17 protein-coding genes and 3 tRNA genes are annotated in these 20,359 nt (G+C 40.9%); 17 read left to right on the top strand and 3 right to left on the bottom strand.

The features are described 5' to 3' along the window. Positions 1 to 4 precede the first annotated feature (4 nt). The 4 genes from CWC16_RS17870 (at position 5) to CWC16_RS17855 (ending at position 6,973) form a co-directional block, all read left to right on the top strand. Positions 5 to 2,515 carry a UvrD-helicase domain-containing protein gene (locus CWC16_RS17870; RefSeq protein WP_138542513.1) on the top strand — a complete coding sequence of 837 codons (2,511 nt, stop codon included), beginning with the start codon at positions 5 to 7 and terminating at the stop codon, positions 2,513 to 2,515. 212 nt (positions 2,516 to 2,727) lie between these two features. Next, a complete protein-coding gene (locus CWC16_RS17865; RefSeq protein ID WP_249929304.1) occupies positions 2,728 to 4,875 on the top strand; it encodes a putative bifunctional diguanylate cyclase/phosphodiesterase in 2,148 nt (715 codons plus the stop codon). A gap of 147 nt (positions 4,876 to 5,022) precedes the next feature. Further along, positions 5,023 to 6,576 (top strand): type 1 glutamine amidotransferase family protein, encoded by a 1,554-nt coding sequence (locus CWC16_RS17860; protein WP_138542512.1) that lies wholly within the window; start codon positions 5,023 to 5,025, stop codon positions 6,574 to 6,576. 148 nt (positions 6,577 to 6,724) lie between these two features. Then, positions 6,725 to 6,973, top strand: coding sequence for a hypothetical protein (locus tag CWC16_RS17855; protein ID WP_138542511.1), 249 nt, complete (start codon positions 6,725 to 6,727; stop codon positions 6,971 to 6,973). A gap of 55 nt (positions 6,974 to 7,028) precedes the next feature. Here CWC16_RS17855 and CWC16_RS17850 read toward each other — a convergent pair whose 3' ends face one another. The 3 genes from CWC16_RS17850 to CWC16_RS17840 form a co-directional block, all read right to left on the bottom strand. Then, positions 7,029 to 7,352 (bottom strand): DUF2845 domain-containing protein, encoded by a 324-nt coding sequence (locus CWC16_RS17850; RefSeq protein ID WP_138542510.1) that lies wholly within the window; start codon positions 7,350 to 7,352, stop codon positions 7,029 to 7,031. Positions 7,353 to 7,442: 90 nt separating this feature from the next. Then, positions 7,443 to 7,519: transfer RNA gene (locus tag CWC16_RS17845), tRNA-Pro, on the bottom strand. Positions 7,520 to 7,691: 172 nt separating this feature from the next. Next, entirely contained in the window at positions 7,692 to 8,315 is a 624-nt protein-coding gene (locus CWC16_RS17840) for an arylesterase (RefSeq protein ID WP_138542509.1), read from the bottom strand. Here CWC16_RS17840 and CWC16_RS17835 point away from each other — a divergent pair, their 5' ends adjacent. The 13 genes from CWC16_RS17835 (at position 8,316) to CWC16_RS17775 (ending at position 20,354) form a co-directional block, all read left to right on the top strand. Then, positions 8,316 to 9,029, top strand: coding sequence for an ABC transporter ATP-binding protein (locus tag CWC16_RS17835; RefSeq protein WP_138542526.1), 714 nt, complete (start codon positions 8,316 to 8,318; stop codon positions 9,027 to 9,029). After that, positions 9,019 to 11,520: an ABC transporter permease gene (locus CWC16_RS17830; protein ID WP_138542508.1), complete on the top strand. Its 2,502-nt coding sequence runs from the start codon at positions 9,019 to 9,021 to the stop codon at positions 11,518 to 11,520. The genes CWC16_RS17835 and CWC16_RS17830 overlap by 11 nt, the downstream gene beginning before the upstream one ends. 130 nt (positions 11,521 to 11,650) lie before the next feature. Further along, positions 11,651 to 12,175, top strand: a complete 525-nt coding sequence (gene ruvC / locus CWC16_RS17825) for a crossover junction endodeoxyribonuclease RuvC (RefSeq protein ID WP_004587270.1) — start codon at positions 11,651 to 11,653, stop codon at positions 12,173 to 12,175. Between the two features lie 2 nt (positions 12,176 to 12,177). Further along, positions 12,178 to 12,795: a Holliday junction branch migration protein RuvA gene (gene ruvA / locus CWC16_RS17820; RefSeq protein ID WP_138542507.1), complete on the top strand. Its 618-nt coding sequence runs from the start codon at positions 12,178 to 12,180 to the stop codon at positions 12,793 to 12,795. Between the two features lie 7 nt (positions 12,796 to 12,802). Then, complete coding sequence (ruvB, locus tag CWC16_RS17815) at positions 12,803 to 13,810, top strand: Holliday junction branch migration DNA helicase RuvB (RefSeq protein WP_055016259.1); 1,008 nt, start codon at positions 12,803 to 12,805, stop codon at positions 13,808 to 13,810. 1,339 nt (positions 13,811 to 15,149) lie between these two features. Continuing rightward, a complete protein-coding gene (tolQ, locus tag CWC16_RS17810) occupies positions 15,150 to 15,854 on the top strand; it encodes a protein TolQ (protein ID WP_004587273.1) in 705 nt (234 codons plus the stop codon). Beyond that, a complete protein-coding gene (gene tolR / locus CWC16_RS17805; RefSeq protein WP_055016260.1) occupies positions 15,841 to 16,272 on the top strand; it encodes a protein TolR in 432 nt (143 codons plus the stop codon). The genes tolQ and tolR overlap by 14 nt, the downstream gene beginning before the upstream one ends. 4 nt (positions 16,273 to 16,276) lie before the next feature. Continuing rightward, on the top strand, positions 16,277 to 17,203 hold the full coding sequence (tolA, locus tag CWC16_RS17800) for a cell envelope integrity protein TolA (RefSeq protein ID WP_055016261.1): 927 nt from the start codon (positions 16,277 to 16,279) through the stop codon (positions 17,201 to 17,203). Between the two features lie 9 nt (positions 17,204 to 17,212). After that, positions 17,213 to 18,571, top strand: a complete 1,359-nt coding sequence (tolB, locus tag CWC16_RS17795) for a Tol-Pal system beta propeller repeat protein TolB (RefSeq protein ID WP_055016262.1) — start codon at positions 17,213 to 17,215, stop codon at positions 18,569 to 18,571. 35 nt (positions 18,572 to 18,606) lie between these two features. Next, a complete protein-coding gene (gene pal, locus CWC16_RS17790; RefSeq protein ID WP_004587277.1) occupies positions 18,607 to 19,149 on the top strand; it encodes a peptidoglycan-associated lipoprotein Pal in 543 nt (180 codons plus the stop codon). A gap of 13 nt (positions 19,150 to 19,162) precedes the next feature. Continuing rightward, entirely contained in the window at positions 19,163 to 19,912 is a 750-nt protein-coding gene (ybgF, locus tag CWC16_RS17785; protein ID WP_138542506.1) for a tol-pal system protein YbgF, read from the top strand. 219 nt (positions 19,913 to 20,131) lie between these two features. Continuing rightward, positions 20,132 to 20,207: transfer RNA gene (locus tag CWC16_RS17780), tRNA-Lys, on the top strand. Between the two features lie 71 nt (positions 20,208 to 20,278). Then, positions 20,279 to 20,354, top strand: a tRNA-Lys gene (locus tag CWC16_RS17775). Positions 20,355 to 20,359 lie beyond the last annotated feature (5 nt).

Raw genomic sequence — 20,359 nt, 5'->3', positions numbered from 1 at the left:
TTTTATGGCGCAGTTTATTGCTACTCCAAGCGGGTTAGGGCGTTTTTTTACACGTATTAGCACCGTTACTATTAAGCAAAATTCACTCGTTATACATTTTAAAAATAATACTTCACGCGCGTATTTAATAAGCGACTTTACTAATTTTACCCACTTTAAAAAAGGCCTCTTCAGCGGGAAAATAACCCTTAACCATGGTACAAAAACGGTAATTAGCTTTTTAAATAAACAGCAGGCTCAAACACTTAGTGAGCAGTTAAACAGCGTGTTTGCCAATTACTTAGAAGAAAAAGTGAATACAGCAAAAATGCTTGTAAAACGCTATGCAACAAACGAGTACCTGCGCGACTCAAATGTGCCTGTACTAAAATCGGCGGTGTTTTCACTGGCACAGCAGTATGGGGCTTCACCTTCACTCTGGCAGCAGTATTTATCGATCACTGATATTAAGTTTTTAACTATTTTAAGTAGCTCACCAACAGCAGCGCATGCCACAGAGCAACTGCGCAAAGCCTATGAGCAAAAAACACTAGCGGCAAGAGCCGATTTTTATAATGTGATTGAATCTAACCCACTTACCCAGGAGCAGCGCCTTGGCGTTATACGCAATAACGATAAAAATTTAGTGCTAGCGGCTGCAGGGACTGGCAAAACATCGGTAATAGTTGCAAAGGCTCTGGATTTAATAGTCCAAGAGGGTGTAAAGCCCGAGCACATATTAATACTTGCTTATAATAAAAATGCGGCAAACGAGTTAACTGAGCGCTTTAATTTAAGGGTGCAGCAAGCAAACTTAAATGTTACGCCGCCTACTATTTTAACGTTTCATGCGCTGGGGCTGAAGTTACTTAAAAGCGATAATAAAACGCTTAACTTATCGCCTTTTGCAAAGGATGCGTTGGCGCTTAATAAATGGTTTACCCAGTGGCTTAGCAACACCCTAAAAACAGACTCACGTTTTTGTAAAACCTTTATTGAGACCCTGTACGAACCTAATGATAGCCTCAATACCGCAACTAAAACCGCTATAAAAGCACAAAGCTATCACACCCTATCGGGGTTAAAGGTAAGCAGTTATCAGCACTTATTAATTGCCAATTGGCTTTATATGTATGGAATTGAACACACTTACCAAAATGATGACACCGCCGACTTTTACTTGCCACAGCACAACATTTATTTGGTACATTTTGCGATAGATAGACAAGGTAATTCAGCTCAGAACATTACTAAATCGCACAATAGTGGGCATGTTAAATCAGTACGGGCGCACCATAAAAAACACGGCCAACTGTTGGTACAAACATTTCACTATAACTGGCAAGAAAGCCAGCTTGAGCAGCGTTTAAAAACGCAACTACAAAAACATAACGTGAACATTAAACCCTTAGATAACCATGCAGTGTACGAGCGGTTATCTGCAACCGGGCTGTTAAAGCAAAATATAAATAAATACTTAAACTGCCTAAGCGCAATACGGGGAGAGCATTTATCCAGCTCGCAAATAGCAGCGCGAATTGCTAAAAGTGGCATTATAAATCATAAGCGTTATACAACATTGTTAGTGGCTATGCAGCGTGCATACGCTGACAAACTTAAAGAGCAAGGCGCTATTGACTTTGACGACATGATTACAAGCGCAGAATTGGCGGTTAAATCGGGTAAGGTAAGTGTACCTTGGCGTCATATTTTAGTGGATGAATTTCAAGATATTTCATGCGCACGTATGGCGCTTTTAAATACGCTAATAAAAAGTGGTCCACAACCTTGCCTTACTGCGGTGGGGGATGATTGGCAGGCCATCTATCGATTTTCAGGTGGTAATTTGGCACTGACCACACGGTTTAATGATTTAATAGGCAGTCATTCACTCACGTTATTGCAAAAAACGTTTAGATATAACAACAGTATTAGTGAAGTGGCAGGGCGGTTTGTAATGCAAAACCCTGAACAATATAAAAAGCACATCACTACACATACGCAAGTAAGCACCCCTCAAGTTGTGTTACTTGACGATTTACACCAAGGTAAAAAGTCAGTAGCGCTAAAAGTGCAGCAAATTATAGCCACAATTAATAAAAATAATAGTACGGCCAGTATTGCCGTATTGAGCCGATATCGATTTATGCTTAATGAGGTAGAGCAACATTTAGTAGGTAACAATTTTGCTAATCCACTGCATTTTTGGACACTGCACGGCGCAAAAGGACTTGAGGCTGATTACTGTATTATTATAGGTTTCGAGCAGGGTAAGTTAGGCTTTCCTAGCAATAACCCTGGCAATTTACTTGTTGAGGCATTATTACCCACGCAAGATACTTTTAAGCATTCTGAGGAGCGACGTTTATTGTACGTAGGGATCACACGTGCTAAGCATAAAAGCTATTTAATTGCGCCGCCATCTGGGTATTCTGAATTTATTAGTGAGCTAATAAACGATAATTACCCAATTGATATAGCCTCTAACTTGTTTGCAAAGCAGACTAACAGCAGAATAAGTAAGGATAATGCTTAAATGTAAGGGGATTAGTTGCGTAAAGCATATTTTATAACGCAATTGTTTGATATTAACTTTTTTTAAATGTTTAATAAATTATCGTGATCTTACCTTTATGAACTATGCGCTTTTTTAATTCGTACTTTTTGCTTTCAGATCAACATACTCATGATAACGAAGTGGCACATTGGCGAATTAGTGCTCTGCGCATTATTTCAAGCCTCGTATGACTGTTGTGCTTTTTTGTCGCTTGTCATACGTTTAGCTCCGCATTAGCACTTAAGCTTAGCTATATACTTGTACTTACCTTTGGCTTTTTAACGATTGCTGGTGGCTTACTTTTAGCAAGTAAGCGGTTTTATAAACAAAGTGCACACGCTTTATTGATTGCTATTGTTATAGCAAGCCTGTGTATGAACCTGTTTCTAACAGATTTAGAGTTAGCTAAAGTCGGCTCTATGTATATGTATTCTTGCCCAATTATTGCGCTTATGCTGCTTGGCTACAGAACAGCAATAGCCTATTCAATACTAAACATTGTGCCGTTTTATATGATTGTGAATAACGTTGATTTATCAAATGTCACAGGTATAGCCCAACAATTACCCAGCGCAGACTTATACATAACGGGATTAATTTTTTTATTTTTTAATATTTGCATCCCTTTAGCAGTAGCGCGCACCATAGTTGCTGCAAAGCGCTTAAATAAATCGATTAACGTAGCGAATACATTACTAAGAGATAAAAACGAGTTATATAAAACTTTTTTTACCGAGTCAGATAAAGCCAAAGTCATTGTAGATGAGCAGTTTAATATTACCGATACCAATAAATGTGCCGACGCCTTATTTGGCTTTAGCACAATGCCACGTAAAAAGGACATAAAAATAACTGCTTTATTGCCCTCATTGGCACCTTATTTAAATGAGATAAGCCAAGTTGTTGAATTTAAACAGCGTTTTTTAAGGGCTAGTTACTCTGTGGCAATCAATAAAAACTATCGCATATATGAATTTTACGATTGCACTGAAGAGCATGTGATAAAGCAAAATTTACTCACGGCTGAGCAAGAAAACAAACGTTTAAAGTACTCAAACCCCCATACCAAGTTACCTAACGAGCACTGGTTTGAGTTGCAATGCGAGCGACTAATTAGCAAGTACAGCCACGGTTTTTATATTGTGGTGACCCAAACCGCAAACAGTGAATACTTAAAATTAAAACTTTCTCAGCAAAGTGCTCAAGCGCTATTAATTAGTGCATACAAGCGCCTAAAAGCCATACCTGAGGGGCCATTTTTATGTGCTCATGTGGCTACTGGTAAACTCGCTTTTATAATAGGCGTGCACGGCGAAGGTGAGGTTAAAAATAAGGCGCTACCAGCCATAAAGTACACTCTGGACAAAACATATGCATTGCAAAGTGGGCGAAGGCAGCAAGACTTTTTGTTTGGTTATGCGCGCTACCCAGATCAAGGCCATTCAAGTGCCGAGGTACTAGCAAATGCAGAGAGTGCCCTTAAACACGCAAATAAGTGCAAACCGATAAGTGGTTACGACGAAAAACGCTCGCAGGCCTTTTTAGAAAAACACGAAATTTCTATGCTATTAGATGAAGCGCTAACGCAAAACGATTTGAGTGTACATTACCAGCCCAAAGTAACTGCCAGTGGTAAATGCATAGGTCTAGAGGCGCTTGCCCGTTGGGATAGCAAAATTTTTGGCACTGTATCGCCAGGAGTATTTATCCCCATTGCTGAAGAACACAGAATGGTTAGCCGCCTAACAGATTTAGTTATTCAAAAAGTATGCTCGCAACTTGCTGATTGGAGTCTGCAAGGCTTACCTACTGTACCAGTATCTATTAATATTTCGTTGCTCGACTTTAGCCAAGCTGATTTCATAGCCAAGCTCGTAAAATATTTAGCTGACTTTAATGTAAAGCCACACCAAATAGAATTAGAGCTGACCGAAACCTCTTTAGAGGCAAATCATGCGCACTCGCTAACGCTAATTAAAACATTGCAGTCGTGGGGCTTTACTGTATCGGACGATGATTTTGGTGTTGGGTACTCTAACATTGCACGTCTTGCCGATTACCCTATCAATAAGTTGAAACTCGACCGCTCTTTAATTAGCCAAGTTACCAGCTCTACTAGACAAAAAAGTTTAGTAAAAGCGGTGCATGTTATGTGTAAAGAGCTTGATATTGCGTGTGTGGCCGAAGGCGTAGAAACACAAAAACAGGTTGATGTAATGGCGCACATGGGTTGCACAGAGTTTCAGGGCTTTTATTTTGCAAAGCCAATGCATGCAAAAGAGTTTGTAGCTCACGTTACTAATCATGGTTTAGTGTTTGCGCACAAGGCCACACTTTAATTACCTAAATTGACTTCGTGATTAACAGTCAGTGTGTATGCAACATCACTTTAAAGTGTAACAATCACTGAGCATTCACATTTACTATTTAGCCTGCTATTACATGCTGTTAAACTTAACGCCTATTTAGATTTCTTTGAGAGCGTTATGCGTACCTGTGCTTTTTTAATTAAGCGAATGAGCTTTATATTCGTTTTTTTTACTTTATTTTCATTCAAAGGGGCTGCCCAGCAGCAAGATCAAACCCTAATTTTGGCCGGTAGCGCAGTTAATAGTTGCAGTGAAAAAACGGCGCTCGGTTGCAGCGCGCAAAATAAAGCTGTGTTTCGGGTGTCGAAGGCAAACATTAAACAAATTGGGCTAAATTGGCCTTCGAGTCATACCACTAAAAAAGCAGACGTATTAACGACCTTAGACGCCCTTATAAGTAAAGATGAAAAGTTAGTCTCTAAAAGTGAGCTGCTTTGGCAATGGCGAGATATCAATAACGAGCAACTCAATAGTCTAACTAAGCAAGAGTTTAATTTTGTGTTTGATATGCTCGAACAACCCCATTCAAACTCTCGACCTAAAGCTAAACCACAAAGCAACAGTATATTGCAATTTATAGCGGGTAGCTTAAAAGTGGCAAACCCAACACCCACCTTATTAATTATTAGTGCAGCCCAGCGAGACCCATACGCACAAATAGAGGCGCTTAAAACGCTTTTACCAAAAGGTGTAACCAGCCAATGGTTACCGCTTACACCTGCACTTGCTAAAGCAATTACTAACAATACATGTAGTGATTTACCGGCGCTGCGTCACTCACAAATGAACCTGTATAATCGCAATAATGTTTATCCTGAGCTTACAAAGGCTGAGTATACACTGTGTAATAATGGTGTTGAGGCGTTAGTTAATTTAATAAACACCAGCACCGGTGTTTTATTTAGCGACGGCACGGCTAAAAATGCTTTAAAAGCACTGTATGATGAAAATAATATTGCCTACCCTTGGACGAACGCGATTAAAACTCGCCCTGTTATTGTAGGGCTAGGTGCAGGAAGCAAAATACAAAGTGAAAAAGTCTATCTTTCACAGCATCAAAGCGAAACGGTATTAAAAGCAAAGAGTGCCCCGCAGCCTACTGTAATTAAGGGGTTAAACACGTTTACCTATGGGCCACTGAGCACTCGCTTTAGTGAGCAAAATCAAACGCTAAACCTAGCCAATACATTAAATAACGTTAAGCAAAACGCTGTTATTAAGCATGGTTTTGGCATTGATGAAAATACAGCCTTAGTCGTTATAAAATCCCAAAAAGGAAATTTAATGACGGTAATAGGGCAAAGTGGCGTGGCGCATTTAAGTACGCAGCAAAAAGCAAACAACTATAACTACTCGTACTGGCCTGCTCGTAGTGTAATAGATATTACTAATGCGGGCTTTAAGCTTAGCGAGCGCACCATTAGCCAAGCATTAGCACCTGTTAAAATACCGCCTTTACCGGTGCAGCGTTTTGCCAATATTTTAACCGATTCAAAACTACGCTCGCTCACTCAAGCCATGTGCTTAAGTCAAGAGCAAAGTGCGGTAGGGCAACAAGATGACCTTTTAATAAATTTAACGGCCACAAAAAACACCCATTATTACCGCGTTAATACCCAGCCGTATGGCTGCGCGCTAAGTAATTTATTATTAAATGTAGAGCGCTTTTAACCATAACCGCTACACACATAAGCTTTATATAAAGGTTTAAGTTTAATGTAATGAGCTTTAAAATAGCGCCCAAGAAATTTATTACCTATTCACTTAGTTATATTCTACGAATAGGTATTAACCAAGCAGATTTTATAAAGAGCAATGTATGAATAACGAGCACGACATAATCGACAACCTAGCAGAACTAGAGAACTTTTTAGTTATGGTAGAAAACGGCGGCTTAGGTTTAAAAGGGGTGGCTGGTGTAGGTATGGCTACAAGTAACAAAGACGGCAGCCATTTTGTTGCGGTATTTGACGATAAGCAACAGTTATTACTAGCGCGAGGCGTTACAGCTGAAGTGTTCGAAAACGGCAAAGACATGGTGCGCAACGGCGTAGGGCGTTCACACTAAAACCTTAAAAGCGCCGTATGGCGCTTTTAACTGTTTATAACGAACTCTAAAATATTTAAAGCCTGCCAACTTGTTTTGAGCTAATACTGGTCACAATATTATTTTCAAAGCGGATCAATACGATGTACATCCCTCCAATCGAGCCTTTTAGCTTATAAGTAAACTCTTCTGTTTCAACTAAATTGTCACCTTTGCCAATATCAACAGCTTCATTAAGCACATCTTTATAAAGTGGTGCACCCACCAGAGCTACAATGTCAGATTTAGTTTTACCCACACTTAATAGATTTCCGTTTTTAAGTCGAAAACTACCTTGGGCAAACGCAAAGCTTGAAATAAAAAGAGATAAAAGCAGAGGAAACACAATACGCTTTTTCATAAGTCATCCTTAAACACTTAGTATTTAATGCTATGTATACAAGGTAATACAGAAAAATGACAGTGAAAAAGAAATAAAGAGGAGGTTAAATGGTCGGTATGGCAGGATTTGAACCTGCGACCCCTGACACCCCATGACAGTGCGCTACCAAGCTGCGCTACATACCGACGTTGTTTGCAATAGTACGTATATTTTATTAAAAATCAATAAGTGATTGTTTGTTTGCGCGTTTATTGCGCAAATAAGCTAAAAAACTATATTTAAAAGCGCAACTTCATAGGCTTTGTCTTGGCAAAACAGCAAGCTGCCGCAAATCCAACCACCAAACAACAACAGGCCCTAATCTTTATTTAGCCATTGATTGATCGAGTCGTACATTTCATCACGTATGAGCGGTTGAGCTTCTTTATTTGGATGTAATTGATCTCTTTGCATTAAGTTTGGCTTATCTGCCACATTAAGCATAAAAAAGTTAAGTAAATGAGCATTTGTTTTTTCACTTACTTGTGTAAAACTGTCTGTGAACATTTTACTGTAACGCGGCCCGTAATTAGGGGGAATGTAAATTTTCATTAGCGCGACCATAGCATTTTCAGCTTGGCTTTTTTCGATTAAATCCGTTAAGTTGGCCTGCATTTTTGTTACCGGAAAACCACGCAAACCATCATTAGCACCTAGCTCAATAAGCACATGGCTTGGTTGGTATTGCGCGAGTAAGGCATCTAGCCTGCGTAAAGCGCCGCCGGTTGTTTCGCCACTAATACTGGCATTAATTAGCTCTATATTACGCTGCTCTGCATCGTATTTATCTTGTAACAATTTAACCCAGCCTTGCTCTTGTTTAAGTCCATAGGCTGCACTTAAACTGTCTCCAAGTATTAAAATCGTGTTGTCGGCCGCCGCACTAAGTGGTTTGATAACTAAAAATAAAACGAATACAAAACGTAGGATTGAATGAGTCATATGTCAGCGCTTTCTCAATTAAATATTATTCAAGTAAATGGTTTGTCTAAAGTAGTTTCTACCTTCGAAGGTGAGTTGCCCATCCTCAGCGACATCAGCTTTAATGTCAAGCATGGTGAGTCAGTTGCTATTGTGGGCACATCGGGCTCAGGAAAATCCACGTTATTAAGTTTATTAGCGGGCCTAGATACAGCCAGCAGTGGTGAAATTATCCTTGATGGCGAGCCACTTCATAGATTAGATGAAGAGCAACGCGCGGCATTACGAGCTGAAAAAGTCGGCTTTGTATTTCAATCTTTTATGTTGGTACAAAGCTTAACTTCCCTTGAAAACGTGATGCTGCCAGCAGAGCTTGCTGGCGAAAGCGACGCCAAGGAGCAAGCCCTTGCATTGTTAGAAAAAGTAGGGCTAAGCCACCGTATAGATCATTACCCATCGCAACTCTCGGGTGGTGAGCAACAACGTGTGGCTATTGCCCGGGCTTTTATTGGCACACCTAAAATTTTATTTGCCGACGAGCCTTCTGCAAATTTAGACAGTAAAAACGGCAAAATGGTGGAGTCGTTATTGTTTGATTTAAACCAGCAGCACGGCACAACGTTAATTTTAGTAACTCACGATGAAGCACTCGCGCAAAAGTGCCAGCATATTGTACAAATTGAAGCGGGGCAGTTAGTTAAAAACTCAAAAGAGGACGTAGCGAATGTGGGCTAAGTTAGCACTTAAATTATTTGCCCGCGAATTTCGCCGCGGCGAACTAACCGTAATTAGTGCCGCGATTGCGCTTGCAGTACTAACAGTGTTCACGCTGTCTATGGTGACAGAGCGAATAGCACAAAGCATAGCACAAAAAAGTAGTGCGTTTATTGCGGCTGATAGAGTGCTAGCCAGTGCCCACAAATTAGATACGGCGTTTATTAATAAAGCCAAACAAGAAAACTTACAAACTGCGCAAATGGTCTACTTTGATACCATGTTATTTGCCAACGACGAGATGCAGTTTACCTCGGTAAAAGCGGCATCAAACGAATACCCGTTAAAAGGCGAATTAAAAGTTAAATCATCGTTGCTTGGCGAAACGCAAGTAGCCCAGGGCGGACCAAAGCCTGGTAATGTGTGGCTAAGTGAATCGGTTTTTTACAGCTTAAATATTGATATTGGTAGCCAAGTAGAGCTAGGTGCTGCCGTATTCAATGTAGAAAAAGTAGTAGTTGAAGAGCCTGATGCCCCGTTTAATGTATTTTCGAGTAGTCGCAGAGTACTCATAAATATTGCTGATGTAGCAAAAACAGAAGTGATACAACCTGGTAGCCGAGTGAACTACCGCCAATTGTATGCAGGCGATGAGTCAGACATAACGCGGTTTTATGAGTGGTTAAAGCCACAAATGGCCGAAAATCAACGCTGGTACGGCGTCAAAGACAGGCAATCGCCTATATCAAATAGCTTAAACCGAGCAGAAAGTTTTTTATTACTAGCTGGCTTACTGGGCATTATTTTAGCCACAGTTGCCATTGCTGTGTCGGCAAAGCGTTATTGTGAGCGCCAATACGACCCCGTAGCTATGATGAAAACCCTTGGCGGAAGCCGCGCATTAATTCGTAAAATTTACTTTATGCATTTACTCATGGTTTGCACTATGGCGGTTATCATTGGCTTAGCCATAGGTTACGGTTTACAAGAAATTGCCACCGGGTATTTAGCAAAAAGCATGGATATGAGTTTACCTGCAGCGGGTTTTAAACCTTGGCTGGTGGCCATTAGCACAGGTGTTATATGTGCAGTTATGTTTTCTATTAAGCCACTGCTTGATTTATTTGATATTCCACCGCTTAGAGTATTGCGCCGTAATTTAGGCGACAGACTAGCCGTAAGCCGTGTGCACTTAGGTTTAAGTGCCCTTACGGTGTTTTTATTAATGTGGTTATTTAGTAACAACATTAAAATAACGCTTATTTTGTTTGTTTCTACACTGGCTCTGATTGCGGTGTTGTTTGTTATTTCAAAATTAATTTTTGGTGGTGGCCGTAAATTAGGCTTAAAACCAGGTAATAGCTGGTCGTTAGCTATTGCTTCAATACAAAAGCGTGCCAACGTAAATGCGGTGCAGCTTATTAGCTTTTCGTTGGCGATAAAATTGCTGCTGTTTTTGATTGTACTTAAAAATGACATGATCTCAGATTGGCAGTCTCAATTACCCGCCGATGCACCAAATGCATTTTTAGTTAATATTACGCAAAACGAACTTGAGCCTGTAAACAATTACCTAGCAGAAAACGATATTTTAGTATCTGATTTTTACCCGACCATTCGTGGGCGCGTAAATGCGGTAAATGGCGAGCTTGTTGCGCGTAAAGTATCGTTGCAAGATAACGAGAAAAAAGATGAAGAAGCACGTTCAGGCATCGGCCGTGAGCTTAACTTAACGTGGCTTGAAAACGTGCCAGCCCAAAACGAAATTGTGCAAGGACAGTGGTTTGGCGAAGGCGCGGTGGGTGAAGCATCGGTTGAGGAATCAATGCTGGAGCGTTTAGATGTAGAAATAGGCGACACTTTAACATTTCTAATTGGTGCGCAATCATTTGACGCTAAAATAACTAGCGTACGTAAAGTAAACTGGGCTACGCTAAAACCTAACTTTTTTATTATTTTAAGCCCCGACGTGCTAAAAGATTTTCCGGCAACGTATATTTCATCTGTGCGTATAGAGCCTGAGCAAAAGAAAGCGTTTAGCCAGTTACTGCGCACGTATCCAACTATTACCGCCATTGATGTAGATAACTTTGTAAAGCAAATTCAATCAACCATTGAGCAGGTGTCGTTAGCGATTGGCTTTGTGCTTGCTATTGTGGTGTTGTGTGGTGCATTAGTGCTTATATCGCAGGTGCAAGCGAGCCTAGGTGAGCGAATGCAAGAAATAGTAATACTGCGAACTTTAGGCGCCAAAGGGCGGTTAATAAAAAATGCGACCCTTTATGAGTTTTTGCTATTAGGTGGTTTAGCTGGGTTTGTAGCCGCATTATTTAGTGATATAGCTTTGCTAATTGTTCAGCAGCAAATGTTTGACTTAGCCGGTAAACTGCACCCTGAAATATGGCTAATAGGGCCAGTATCGGGCGGGGTTTTTGTGGCGGCGCTTGGCTACTTAATGATTGCCCGTAAGCTTAAACAAAATACCCAAGGCTTAGTACGTGCTTTAGCCTAAGCTATACTTTATTAATGCTAAACGCCCGCACTAAGTTGCGGGCGTTTTTGTTTTTACTCGCCACTGGTAATTTATACAGTGCTCTGGCATTATTACCGTTATTGAAAAACAACAATAATGAGTGTGCTGTTTGGCCATTATTTTAGGGATAGACCCAGGTTCACGTTTAACGGGTTATGGTGTAGTTGCTCACCAAGGTGCTAAATTTACCTATTTAGGCAGTGGGTGTATAAAATTAGCTGAGCATGAGTTCCCCATACGATTAAAAATGATCTACCAAGGGATCACACAAATAATAGAGCAGTTCTCGCCCGAAACCTTTGCAATAGAAAAAGTATTTATGGCGCATAACCCGGATGCAGCGCTAAAGCTAGGCCAAGCCCGAGGCGCGGCTATCGTGGGCGCCTCTATGGCCGACTTACCCGTATTTGAATACTCAGCACGGCAAATTAAACAAGCCGTGGTAGGAAATGGCGGCGCCGATAAGTCGCAAGTACAACACATGGTCAAAAATATTTTAAAATTACCAGGTACACCGCAAGCCGATGCGGCCGATGCACTTGCTATTGCAATATGCCATGCTCACTCAGAACAAAATTTAATCAAACTAGCGGGTAGCGCCAGCAAAACCGTTAGAGGACGTTTAAGGAAATAAATATGATTGGCCGTTTAAATGGCATTTTAGTTGAAAAGCAGCCGCCCGAAATTTTATTAGAAGTAAGCGGCGTAGGCTACGAAGTACAAATGCCCATGACCTGTTTTTACGACTTACCCAATGTTGGCGAAAACACCATCGTGTACACGCATTTTGTAGTACGCGAAGACGCACAACTATTATTTGGCTTTAATAATAAAACCGAGCGCGCGCTGTTTAGAGAGTTGTTAAAAGCAAATGGCGTGGGGCCTAAACTCGGGTTAGCGATTTTGTCGGGCATGTCGGCGCAACAATTTGTAAGTTGCGTAAACAACGAAGACGCCACAACCTTGGTTAAATTACCGGGTGTGGGTAAAAAAACCGCTGAGCGTTTAGTGCTTGAAATGAAAGACCGCTTAAAAGATTGGGGTAATGATTTATTTACGCCATTTAGCGATAATGCCGTAATAGAGCCCGCTTGCGATGCAACTATTGCCAATAATGCCGCAGACGATGCCGTATCGGCACTTGTTGCGTTAGGTTATAAATTGCCACAGGCGCAAAAAGCAGTAAAATCGGTAAGCAAACCCGATATGTCTACTGAGGTTCTTATTAAAGAATCTTTAAAATCAATGTTGTGAGTAACCCATGATTGAAGCTGATCGTTTAATTGACGCGAGCGAAAAAACCAACGAAGACACCATAGACCGCGCAATAAGGCCCAAGCTTTTAGCCGACTACAAAGGTCAGCCGCATGTTAAGCAGCAAATGGAAATATTTATAGAGGCTGCCCGTAGCCGTGGTGAAGCGCTCGATCATCTATTAATATTTGGCCCGCCAGGCTTAGGTAAAACCACGCTTGCTAATATTGTCGCCAACGAGCTTAATGTAAGTATTAAAACCACCTCAGGGCCAGTGCTCGAAAAAGCCGGCGACCTTGCTGCATTGCTTACTAACCTTGAAGAGGGCGATGTACTGTTTATTGATGAAATACACAGACTCAGCCCGCAAGTTGAAGAAATCCTTTACCCCGCGATGGAAGATTATCAACTCGACATTATGATTGGTGAAGGCCCAGCAGCACGATCTATTAAATTAGACTTACCGCCGTTTACGCTTATTGGCGCAACCACACGTGCAGGTTCTCTTACCTCACCACTAAGAGACCGTTTTGGCATAGTGCAGCGCTTAGAGTTTTATTCTATTGCTGATTTATCATATATAGTGGGGCGCTCAGCGCATTATTTAGATTTACAAATGTGCGATGATGGAGCCACCGAAATTGCAAAGCGCTCGCGAGGCACACCGCGCATAGCTAACCGCCTATTGCGCCGTGTACGCGATTACACGCAAGTAAAATCTGATGGCACTGTGAATGCCTCGGTTGCCGAGCAGGCGTTAGATATGATTGACGTAGATAAAAGCGGGTTTGATTACATGGACCGTAAATACTTACTTGCCATTATCGAAAAATTTATGGGCGGACCTGTAGGGCTAGATAATTTAGCCGCCGCCATCGGCGAAGAAAAAGAAACCATTGAAGATGTAATTGAGCCGTTTTTAATTCAACAAGGCTTTATACAGCGCACACCGCGCGGGCGAATTGTGTCAGACAATGCGTACCATCACTTTGGTTTACTCCCTAAACAAGATTAACCTCATTTAGCCCGTTACAGTCAATGTAGCGGGTTGTACCTACCCTTAATTGTAAAATTTTCTTAATAGTTAATCAGCTTTCATCCACTTTGTTGCAAATGTAACCAATAAATTAAATTCATTTTGTAATTCACTTAACGTTAAGACTGGCGTGGCTATGCTGCGTACCATTGAATTTATCACGGCACTTATTTGCTACTTTTTGAGAGCTTAAAAGTGTGGTTATTTAAATTAAGTACATTGTATTTTTATAAAGAGACTTACAGACATCTTAAATTAGGCTGATATAAGTTTTTTTAGTGAGAAGCTTTTAGCGAAAACGCGGCTTTAAGAAATGCGCTTTTATTGAGGGCCTGTTGACCTTTCAGGGTTATAATTTGTTCAATCTAGGGGCCATTTAATCGCGGCGCGAGGTTTGTAACCTAGTGGGCTAAGTAAAAACCGAGTAACAATGAGTAAATGACCCCTAGGCAGAACCCTTAGGGCAGCGCCTGTTTGGCATTTATACGTCGTTATCGCCTATTTATGGGGAATGACCACACTACATAGGCTCTGCCTTGCCTAAATACCAAACAGGCTGCTGCGAATTTAACCTCGAAAGGTAAGCAGGCCCTAGTATTCAGGTTGAGTAGGAAGCGCGAAAGTTTAGGCAAAAAAAAGCCCGCATATAATGCGGGCAAACAACAAGTTGAAGGAAGTAATCCAGGGAACTACGTTTTACTTAATTAGGTTTTATCCAAAAAGAGTAAAACAATGTAATACGTTTAAAAATCCTATTACTAAGAACTTGGCTTAATGAAAAATCTTTCATTCAGTGCGTAAGCTCGGTATGGGAGAATAATACGGAATATGTGCTTTTTGTTCAAACTAGAAAATTTAAAATTTCAGATAAAAAAAACTAATCTGATGAATTTTTTAGTTGTTCGAAACTTGTGCGTTAATTATTCGTTAACTTCATAAGTTACTGAAAATTAATAAACAATTGGTGTGAGCTGTATTGTTACACTATTAGTTAAATTAGTACATGCATAATGACATGAATAGCTTTTGCGTGCTTATGCACTTTTTATGAATAAACGCAGCATTTTATCAAGTTTTCTGCGTATATTTACGCACTTTTATTGTATTTAGTTGTACTTTACTTAGCGTGGCAGTCGCGTTTTAGAAACAAACAAGTGATTAACCGTATGTTTAACGTTTTTTGTTGCCAATTCATAGCAATACCGTTGTCAGTAAACTCTTGACTCGATACACTAGATGCAACTTATGGCCGTTACAATGGTCTTATTTACATAAAATAACCAAATTGACGTTTTTTGAAATTATTTAGGAGTTTAACGTGGGATCAGGGCTTAACTTTTTAGATCTAATTCTAGAAGCCAGTTTGCTTGTGCAGTTAGTTATGCTAGCGCTTGTAGCAATGTCTGTAATGTCATGGGCAATTATTTTTCAGCGCAAAAAAGCAATTAGCGATGCCTTGTCTGATGCAAAAAAATTCGAACAAAAATTTTGGTCAGGTATCGACTTAAGCAAATTATACAACGAAATTTCATCACGCAGTGGCCAATCTCATGGTATTGAAGCGTTATTTACATCAGGCTTTAAAGAATTTGCGCGCCATAAAAAGAACACATTTCAAAGCGCAGGCATTGTTATGGAAGGTACGCATCGTTCAATGCGTGTGGCTCTATCGCGTGAAATTGAAAAACTAGAATCGAGCTTATCGTTTTTAGCGACAGTAGGTTCAATTAGCCCATATATCGGCTTATTCGGTACGGTGTGGGGTATTATGAATGCCTTTATTGCACTAGGTGAAGTTAAACAAGCAACTTTACAAATGGTAGCGCCAGGTATTGCTGAGGCACTTATTGCAACAGCAATGGGTTTATTTGCGGCTATTCCGGCTGTTATTGCGTATAACCGCTTTGCTAATAAAGTTGAAAAACTAGAATCACACTACATCAACTTTATGGAAGAATTTGCCAATATTTTACACCGTCAAGCAGCTACCCAAATAGAGGCTAAAGCGAATGTATCAGCGTAAGAAGCGCCGTCCGGTCGCAGAAATTAATGTAGTACCTTACATTGATGTAATGTTGGTATTGCTAATTATATTTATGGCAACAGCACCGCTTATTACTCACGGTGTAAAAGTTGATTTACCAAAAATGGAAGAGTCGGATTTAGTTGACACTAAAGACACGCCACCCATTATTGCCTCTATTGACTCTGCAGGTAAGTACTATGTAAGCATAGGAACTGATCCAGAGGAGCCAATGGAAGCACTGGATGTGGCAGCGGTTATTAAGCTTCAGCTAATGAAAAACCCTGATGTACCAGTAATGATTAAAGGCTCTGGTAAGGTTTCGTACCAAGAAGTATTGTTATTAATGGACTTTTTAAAGAATGCTGGCGTACCATCTGTGGGTTTAATGACAGAATCCTTTGAGGGGAAACAGTAGTAACATGAATAGTTCTATAATCAAGTCAGTGCTTTTACATTTAGGTTTGGGGGGCTTTTTGTGGGCAACTGCGAATATACACCCTCCAGCACCTAAAGTAATGGAAGTGACGCTTAATTCGGCTATTCCTGAGCCTGATAATGCAGTGTCTGCGGTCACTGTAGATCAAAAGCAAGTTGAGCAAAAAATTGCCGAGTTGCAAAAAAAAGAAGACGCTAAAAAACGTGCTGAAGATAAGCGCATTCGCGACTTAGAGCGCAGAGCCGCCAATGCACGTAAACAACGTGAAGCCGAAGCCCGTAATATTAAAAAGCTAGAGCAACAGCGTAAAGCAAAAGAGAAAGAAAAAGCACAAGCTGAGGCTGAAGCTAAAAAAGCGCGTGAAATTGAACAAAAAGAACGTGCTAAGGCAAAACAAGCCGAAAAGCAAAAGCAAGAGGCTGAAAATGCAGCCAAAGCGGCTGCAGATAAGCGTAAAGCAGAAGAAGAGGCACTGAAAAAAGCCGAAGCAGAGCGTAAAAAACGTGAAGCAGAAGCCAAAGCGCGTGCCAAAGAAGCCGAACGCAAACGTCAGCAAGCGCTGCAAGAGCAAATGCTGCAAGAACAACTTGCAAAAGAGCAGGCTGCACGTAGTAAAATACGCCAACAGCAAGTAGTAAGCGAAGTTGATAAGTATAGAGCCTTAATTATGGCGCGTATTCAGCAAAACTTACTGATTGATGAAAAAATGAAAAATCAACAGTGCCGAGTAAATATTCGTCTTGGGTTTAATGGTTTAGTCACGCAGGTTAAATCGTTAGGGGGTGATAAGTTAGTGTGTGAAGCAGCACTTAGAGCTGTGCGCATGGCCGACACATTACCTGTATCTAAAGACAAAGATGTATTCGAGCAACTTAAGAATATTAATTTAACAATCAAGCCAGAATTTTAAAGGAATGATATGTTCAGCAAAATTAAAATAGCCTTTGTAGTTATATTATTAGGGTTTCAGGGTGTGGCAAATGCGGCACTTGAAATTGTAATAACTGAAGGTGTAGACGGCGCACGTCCTATTGCCATCGTGCCTTTTAAATACAATGGTGTTGGCCCAATTCCGCAAAAATTGAGCGATGTTATTGCTGCCGATTTAATGCGCAGTGGTAAGTTTAAACCGGTAGATGTAGCACAAATGCCGCAACTTCCTAATAAAGATGGCGATATAGACTACGCAGCTTGGGTAAACCAAGGTGTAGAAGCGGTTGTCGTTGGCGAAGTTGATCAGCAAACTGATGGGCGTTACCTAGTACGCTACGAATTGGTAGATGTGATCCGTGGGCAAATTACAGGCGGCCAAACGCAAATGATGAGCAACGGTAAACTTGTAAAAAGCCAAGATCACATTTTAGAAGCACGCGAAAGTGTAATTGGTGAAAGTGGCTTTCGCCGTTATTCTCACCGCATAAGCGATGTAGTCTACGAAAAGCTAACCGGTGAAAAAGGCGCGTTTTTAACTAAAATTGCGTATGTAATTGTACGCGAAGATCAACCAAAACCTTACCAGTTAGTGGTTGCCGACTACGATGGCTTTAACGAGCAAGTGTTATTGCGCTCAAAAGAGCCGTTAATGTCACCAGCTTGGTCGCCTGATGGCACTAAGCTTGCGTATGTAACATTTGAAAACCGCCAAAGCCAAATTTACATTCAAGATCTCTACTCAGGTAAGCGTGAGCTGATCACAAGTTACCGCGGTATTAACGGTGCACCGCAGTTTTCACCAGATGGCAAAAAAATGTTATTGGTGCTTTCTAAAGATAAAACAGGTGCAACCGAAGTTTACGTTTTAGATTTAGCAACCCGTAAAGAAACACGCCTTACACGCCACCGTAGTATAGATACTGAACCATCTTGGTACCCAAATGGCCAGGATATTGTGTTTACATCTGAAAGGGGTGGTAATGCCCAGATTTATAAGTTAAATTTAAGAACTGGTAGGTCACAACGATTGACCTTCGACGGCGATATGAACCTAGCGGGTTCTATAACGCCAGATAGTAAAGAATTAGTGATGGTTAACCGTACCAACGGGCAGTACCATCTTGCTAAGAAAGAGTTGGCTACAGGTGCGTTTCAAGTATTAACACGAACTCGCCTTGATGAATCTCCGAGCATAGCGCCAAACGGCTCGATGATCATATATAGCACGCTTCATAATAATAAACAGGTACTCGCGCTGGTATCGATGGACGGTCGCTTTAAAGCACGTTTACCCGTGCTAGACGGACAAGTAAAGGCACCAGCTTGGTCGCCATATTTACAGTAATATTTGCTGGTTTACTCAAAATAGGAATCTACTCAATGCAACTTAACAAAGTACTTAAAGGCCTGCTAATCGCTGTGCCAGTAATGACATTAGCCGCTTGTAGCTCATCTTCAGATATTGATGAAGGCGCAGCTAACCAATCAAACCAAAGTGCAGTTGAGCAATCAACAAACACGGACACAGTTGAAGTAGCAACAATTTCACCTGAACAACAAGCAGAAGAGCAACTTCGTCAAAAGTATGAAGCGCTTCGTCAAGAGCAAATCATTTACTTTGACTTCGACAAAGCAACTGTTGAGAACAAGTACGCAGAATTACTTCGCGCACATGCTGAGTTTTTAGTTCAAAACCCTTCAGTAAAAGTATTAATTGAAGGTCACGCTGATGAGCGCGGTACGCCTGAGTACAACATTGCACTAGGTGAGCATCGTGGCCAAGCTGTAGAAAAATACCTACAAAGCTTAGGTGTTTCTGCTAGCCAAATGTCAGTAGTTAGCTACGGTGAAGAGAAACCAATGGTTAAATCTCGCACTGAGTCAGCTTTCGCTAAAAACCGCCGTGCGGTACTAGTTTACTAAGATAAGAGATATTATGAAGCCGAAAATTATTTTGGCAGCCATGATATTGAGCGGGAGCACCCAAGTTTTGGCTGCTCCCGCTCCTGTTTCAGAAGCTGCAAGTTCACAGTCGAGCATAGAGAAGCGTTTAGCATCACTAGAAAACATGATGCAGTCGCGAAACTTATTACAAGTTGAATTACAGCAACAACTTAACCTGCTTCAAGATGAAGTAAGCCAAATTCGCGGTGTTACTGAAGAGCAAAGCTATAAACTTGAAAAGGTACTTCAGCGCCAGCGAGAGCTTTATCAAGAAATAGAAAACCGCGTAAGCCAAGCGTATACACAACCTGCTGCTGCGCCTGCGACCGATTACACGCAATCGAGCGATGCACAAACCTATAGCAGTGACTTATCTGAAAACGAGGCGTATGAGCGTGCAGTAGCGCTAATAATGAAAGACAAACGCTACGACCAAGCTATTCCTGAGTTTCAAACATTTTTAACAACCTATCCTAATTCTGTGTATGCCTCTAATGCACATTATTGGCTTGGGCAGTTGCTAACCATTAAAAATGATGGTGTAAAAGCAAGTGAGCATTTTAAAGTGGTGGTTAATGAGTTTCCTAACTCAAACAAACGACCAGATGCCATGTTAAAATTAGGCACGCTTTTACAAGAGCAAGGCCAAAATCAAGAGGCACAAAAAATATTGGGTGATCTAATTAACCAATATCCAAGTACAACTGCTGCAAAACTTGCAACCGAGCGTTTAGCTAATTAGGGCGCATTTAAGCAGTGTATTTAAAGCTCAAACTACATAGAAATACTCGGCGAATCTTGTATTTGCATGTAGTTTGAGCACAAACGCTTTAATTTTGCTCACCTAGGCATAAAAACTGAAAAAAAGAGACATTTTCGGTTGCACTCATTTTATAAATAAGTATTATAAGCGCCCGCAGCAAACGAATGGTTACCCCACTCAAAATGCGGCAAAAAGAGCGGGTCATTAGCTCAGTTGGTAGAGCAGTGGACTTTTAATCCATTGGTCGATGGTTCAAGTCCATCATGACCCACCATTCTTTATTAAGATAAAGAGTGGTTCAATCGGCGGATTTACGCAGCTCACTTAATTGTAAGCACACAGAGCGGGTCATTAGCTCAGTTGGTAGAGCAGTGGACTTTTAATCCATTGGTCGATGGTTCAAGTCCATCATGACCCACCATTCTG

Origin of the sequence: Pseudoalteromonas sp. S3776, assembly GCF_005886915.1 — a bacterium.
Lineage (GTDB): Bacteria > Pseudomonadota > Gammaproteobacteria > Enterobacterales > Alteromonadaceae > Pseudoalteromonas.
Note: the sequence above shows the minus strand (reverse complement) of the source record. Positions and strands in the feature narration are given on the sequence as shown.

Coding starts and splice junctions, on each gene's coding strand:
- CWC16_RS17870 (WP_138542513.1), top strand. CDS start 5: ATGGCGCAGTTTATTGCTACTCCAAGCGGGTTAGGGCGTTTTTTTACA.
- CWC16_RS17860 (WP_138542512.1), top strand. CDS start 5,023: ATGCGTACCTGTGCTTTTTTAATTAAGCGAATGAGCTTTATATTCGTT.
- CWC16_RS17855 (WP_138542511.1), top strand. CDS start 6,725: ATGAATAACGAGCACGACATAATCGACAACCTAGCAGAACTAGAGAAC.
- CWC16_RS17850 (WP_138542510.1), bottom strand. CDS start 7,352: ATGAAAAAGCGTATTGTGTTTCCTCTGCTTTTATCTCTTTTTATTTCA.
- CWC16_RS17840 (WP_138542509.1), bottom strand. CDS start 8,315: ATGACTCATTCAATCCTACGTTTTGTATTCGTTTTATTTTTAGTTATC.
- CWC16_RS17835 (WP_138542526.1), top strand. CDS start 8,316: ATGTCAGCGCTTTCTCAATTAAATATTATTCAAGTAAATGGTTTGTCT.
- CWC16_RS17830 (WP_138542508.1), top strand. CDS start 9,019: ATGTGGGCTAAGTTAGCACTTAAATTATTTGCCCGCGAATTTCGCCGC.
- ruvA (WP_138542507.1), top strand. CDS start 12,178: ATGATTGGCCGTTTAAATGGCATTTTAGTTGAAAAGCAGCCGCCCGAA.
- ruvB (WP_055016259.1), top strand. CDS start 12,803: ATGATTGAAGCTGATCGTTTAATTGACGCGAGCGAAAAAACCAACGAA.
- tolR (WP_055016260.1), top strand. CDS start 15,841: ATGTATCAGCGTAAGAAGCGCCGTCCGGTCGCAGAAATTAATGTAGTA.
- tolA (WP_055016261.1), top strand. CDS start 16,277: ATGAATAGTTCTATAATCAAGTCAGTGCTTTTACATTTAGGTTTGGGG.
- tolB (WP_055016262.1), top strand. CDS start 17,213: ATGTTCAGCAAAATTAAAATAGCCTTTGTAGTTATATTATTAGGGTTT.
- pal (WP_004587277.1), top strand. CDS start 18,607: ATGCAACTTAACAAAGTACTTAAAGGCCTGCTAATCGCTGTGCCAGTA.
- ybgF (WP_138542506.1), top strand. CDS start 19,163: ATGAAGCCGAAAATTATTTTGGCAGCCATGATATTGAGCGGGAGCACC.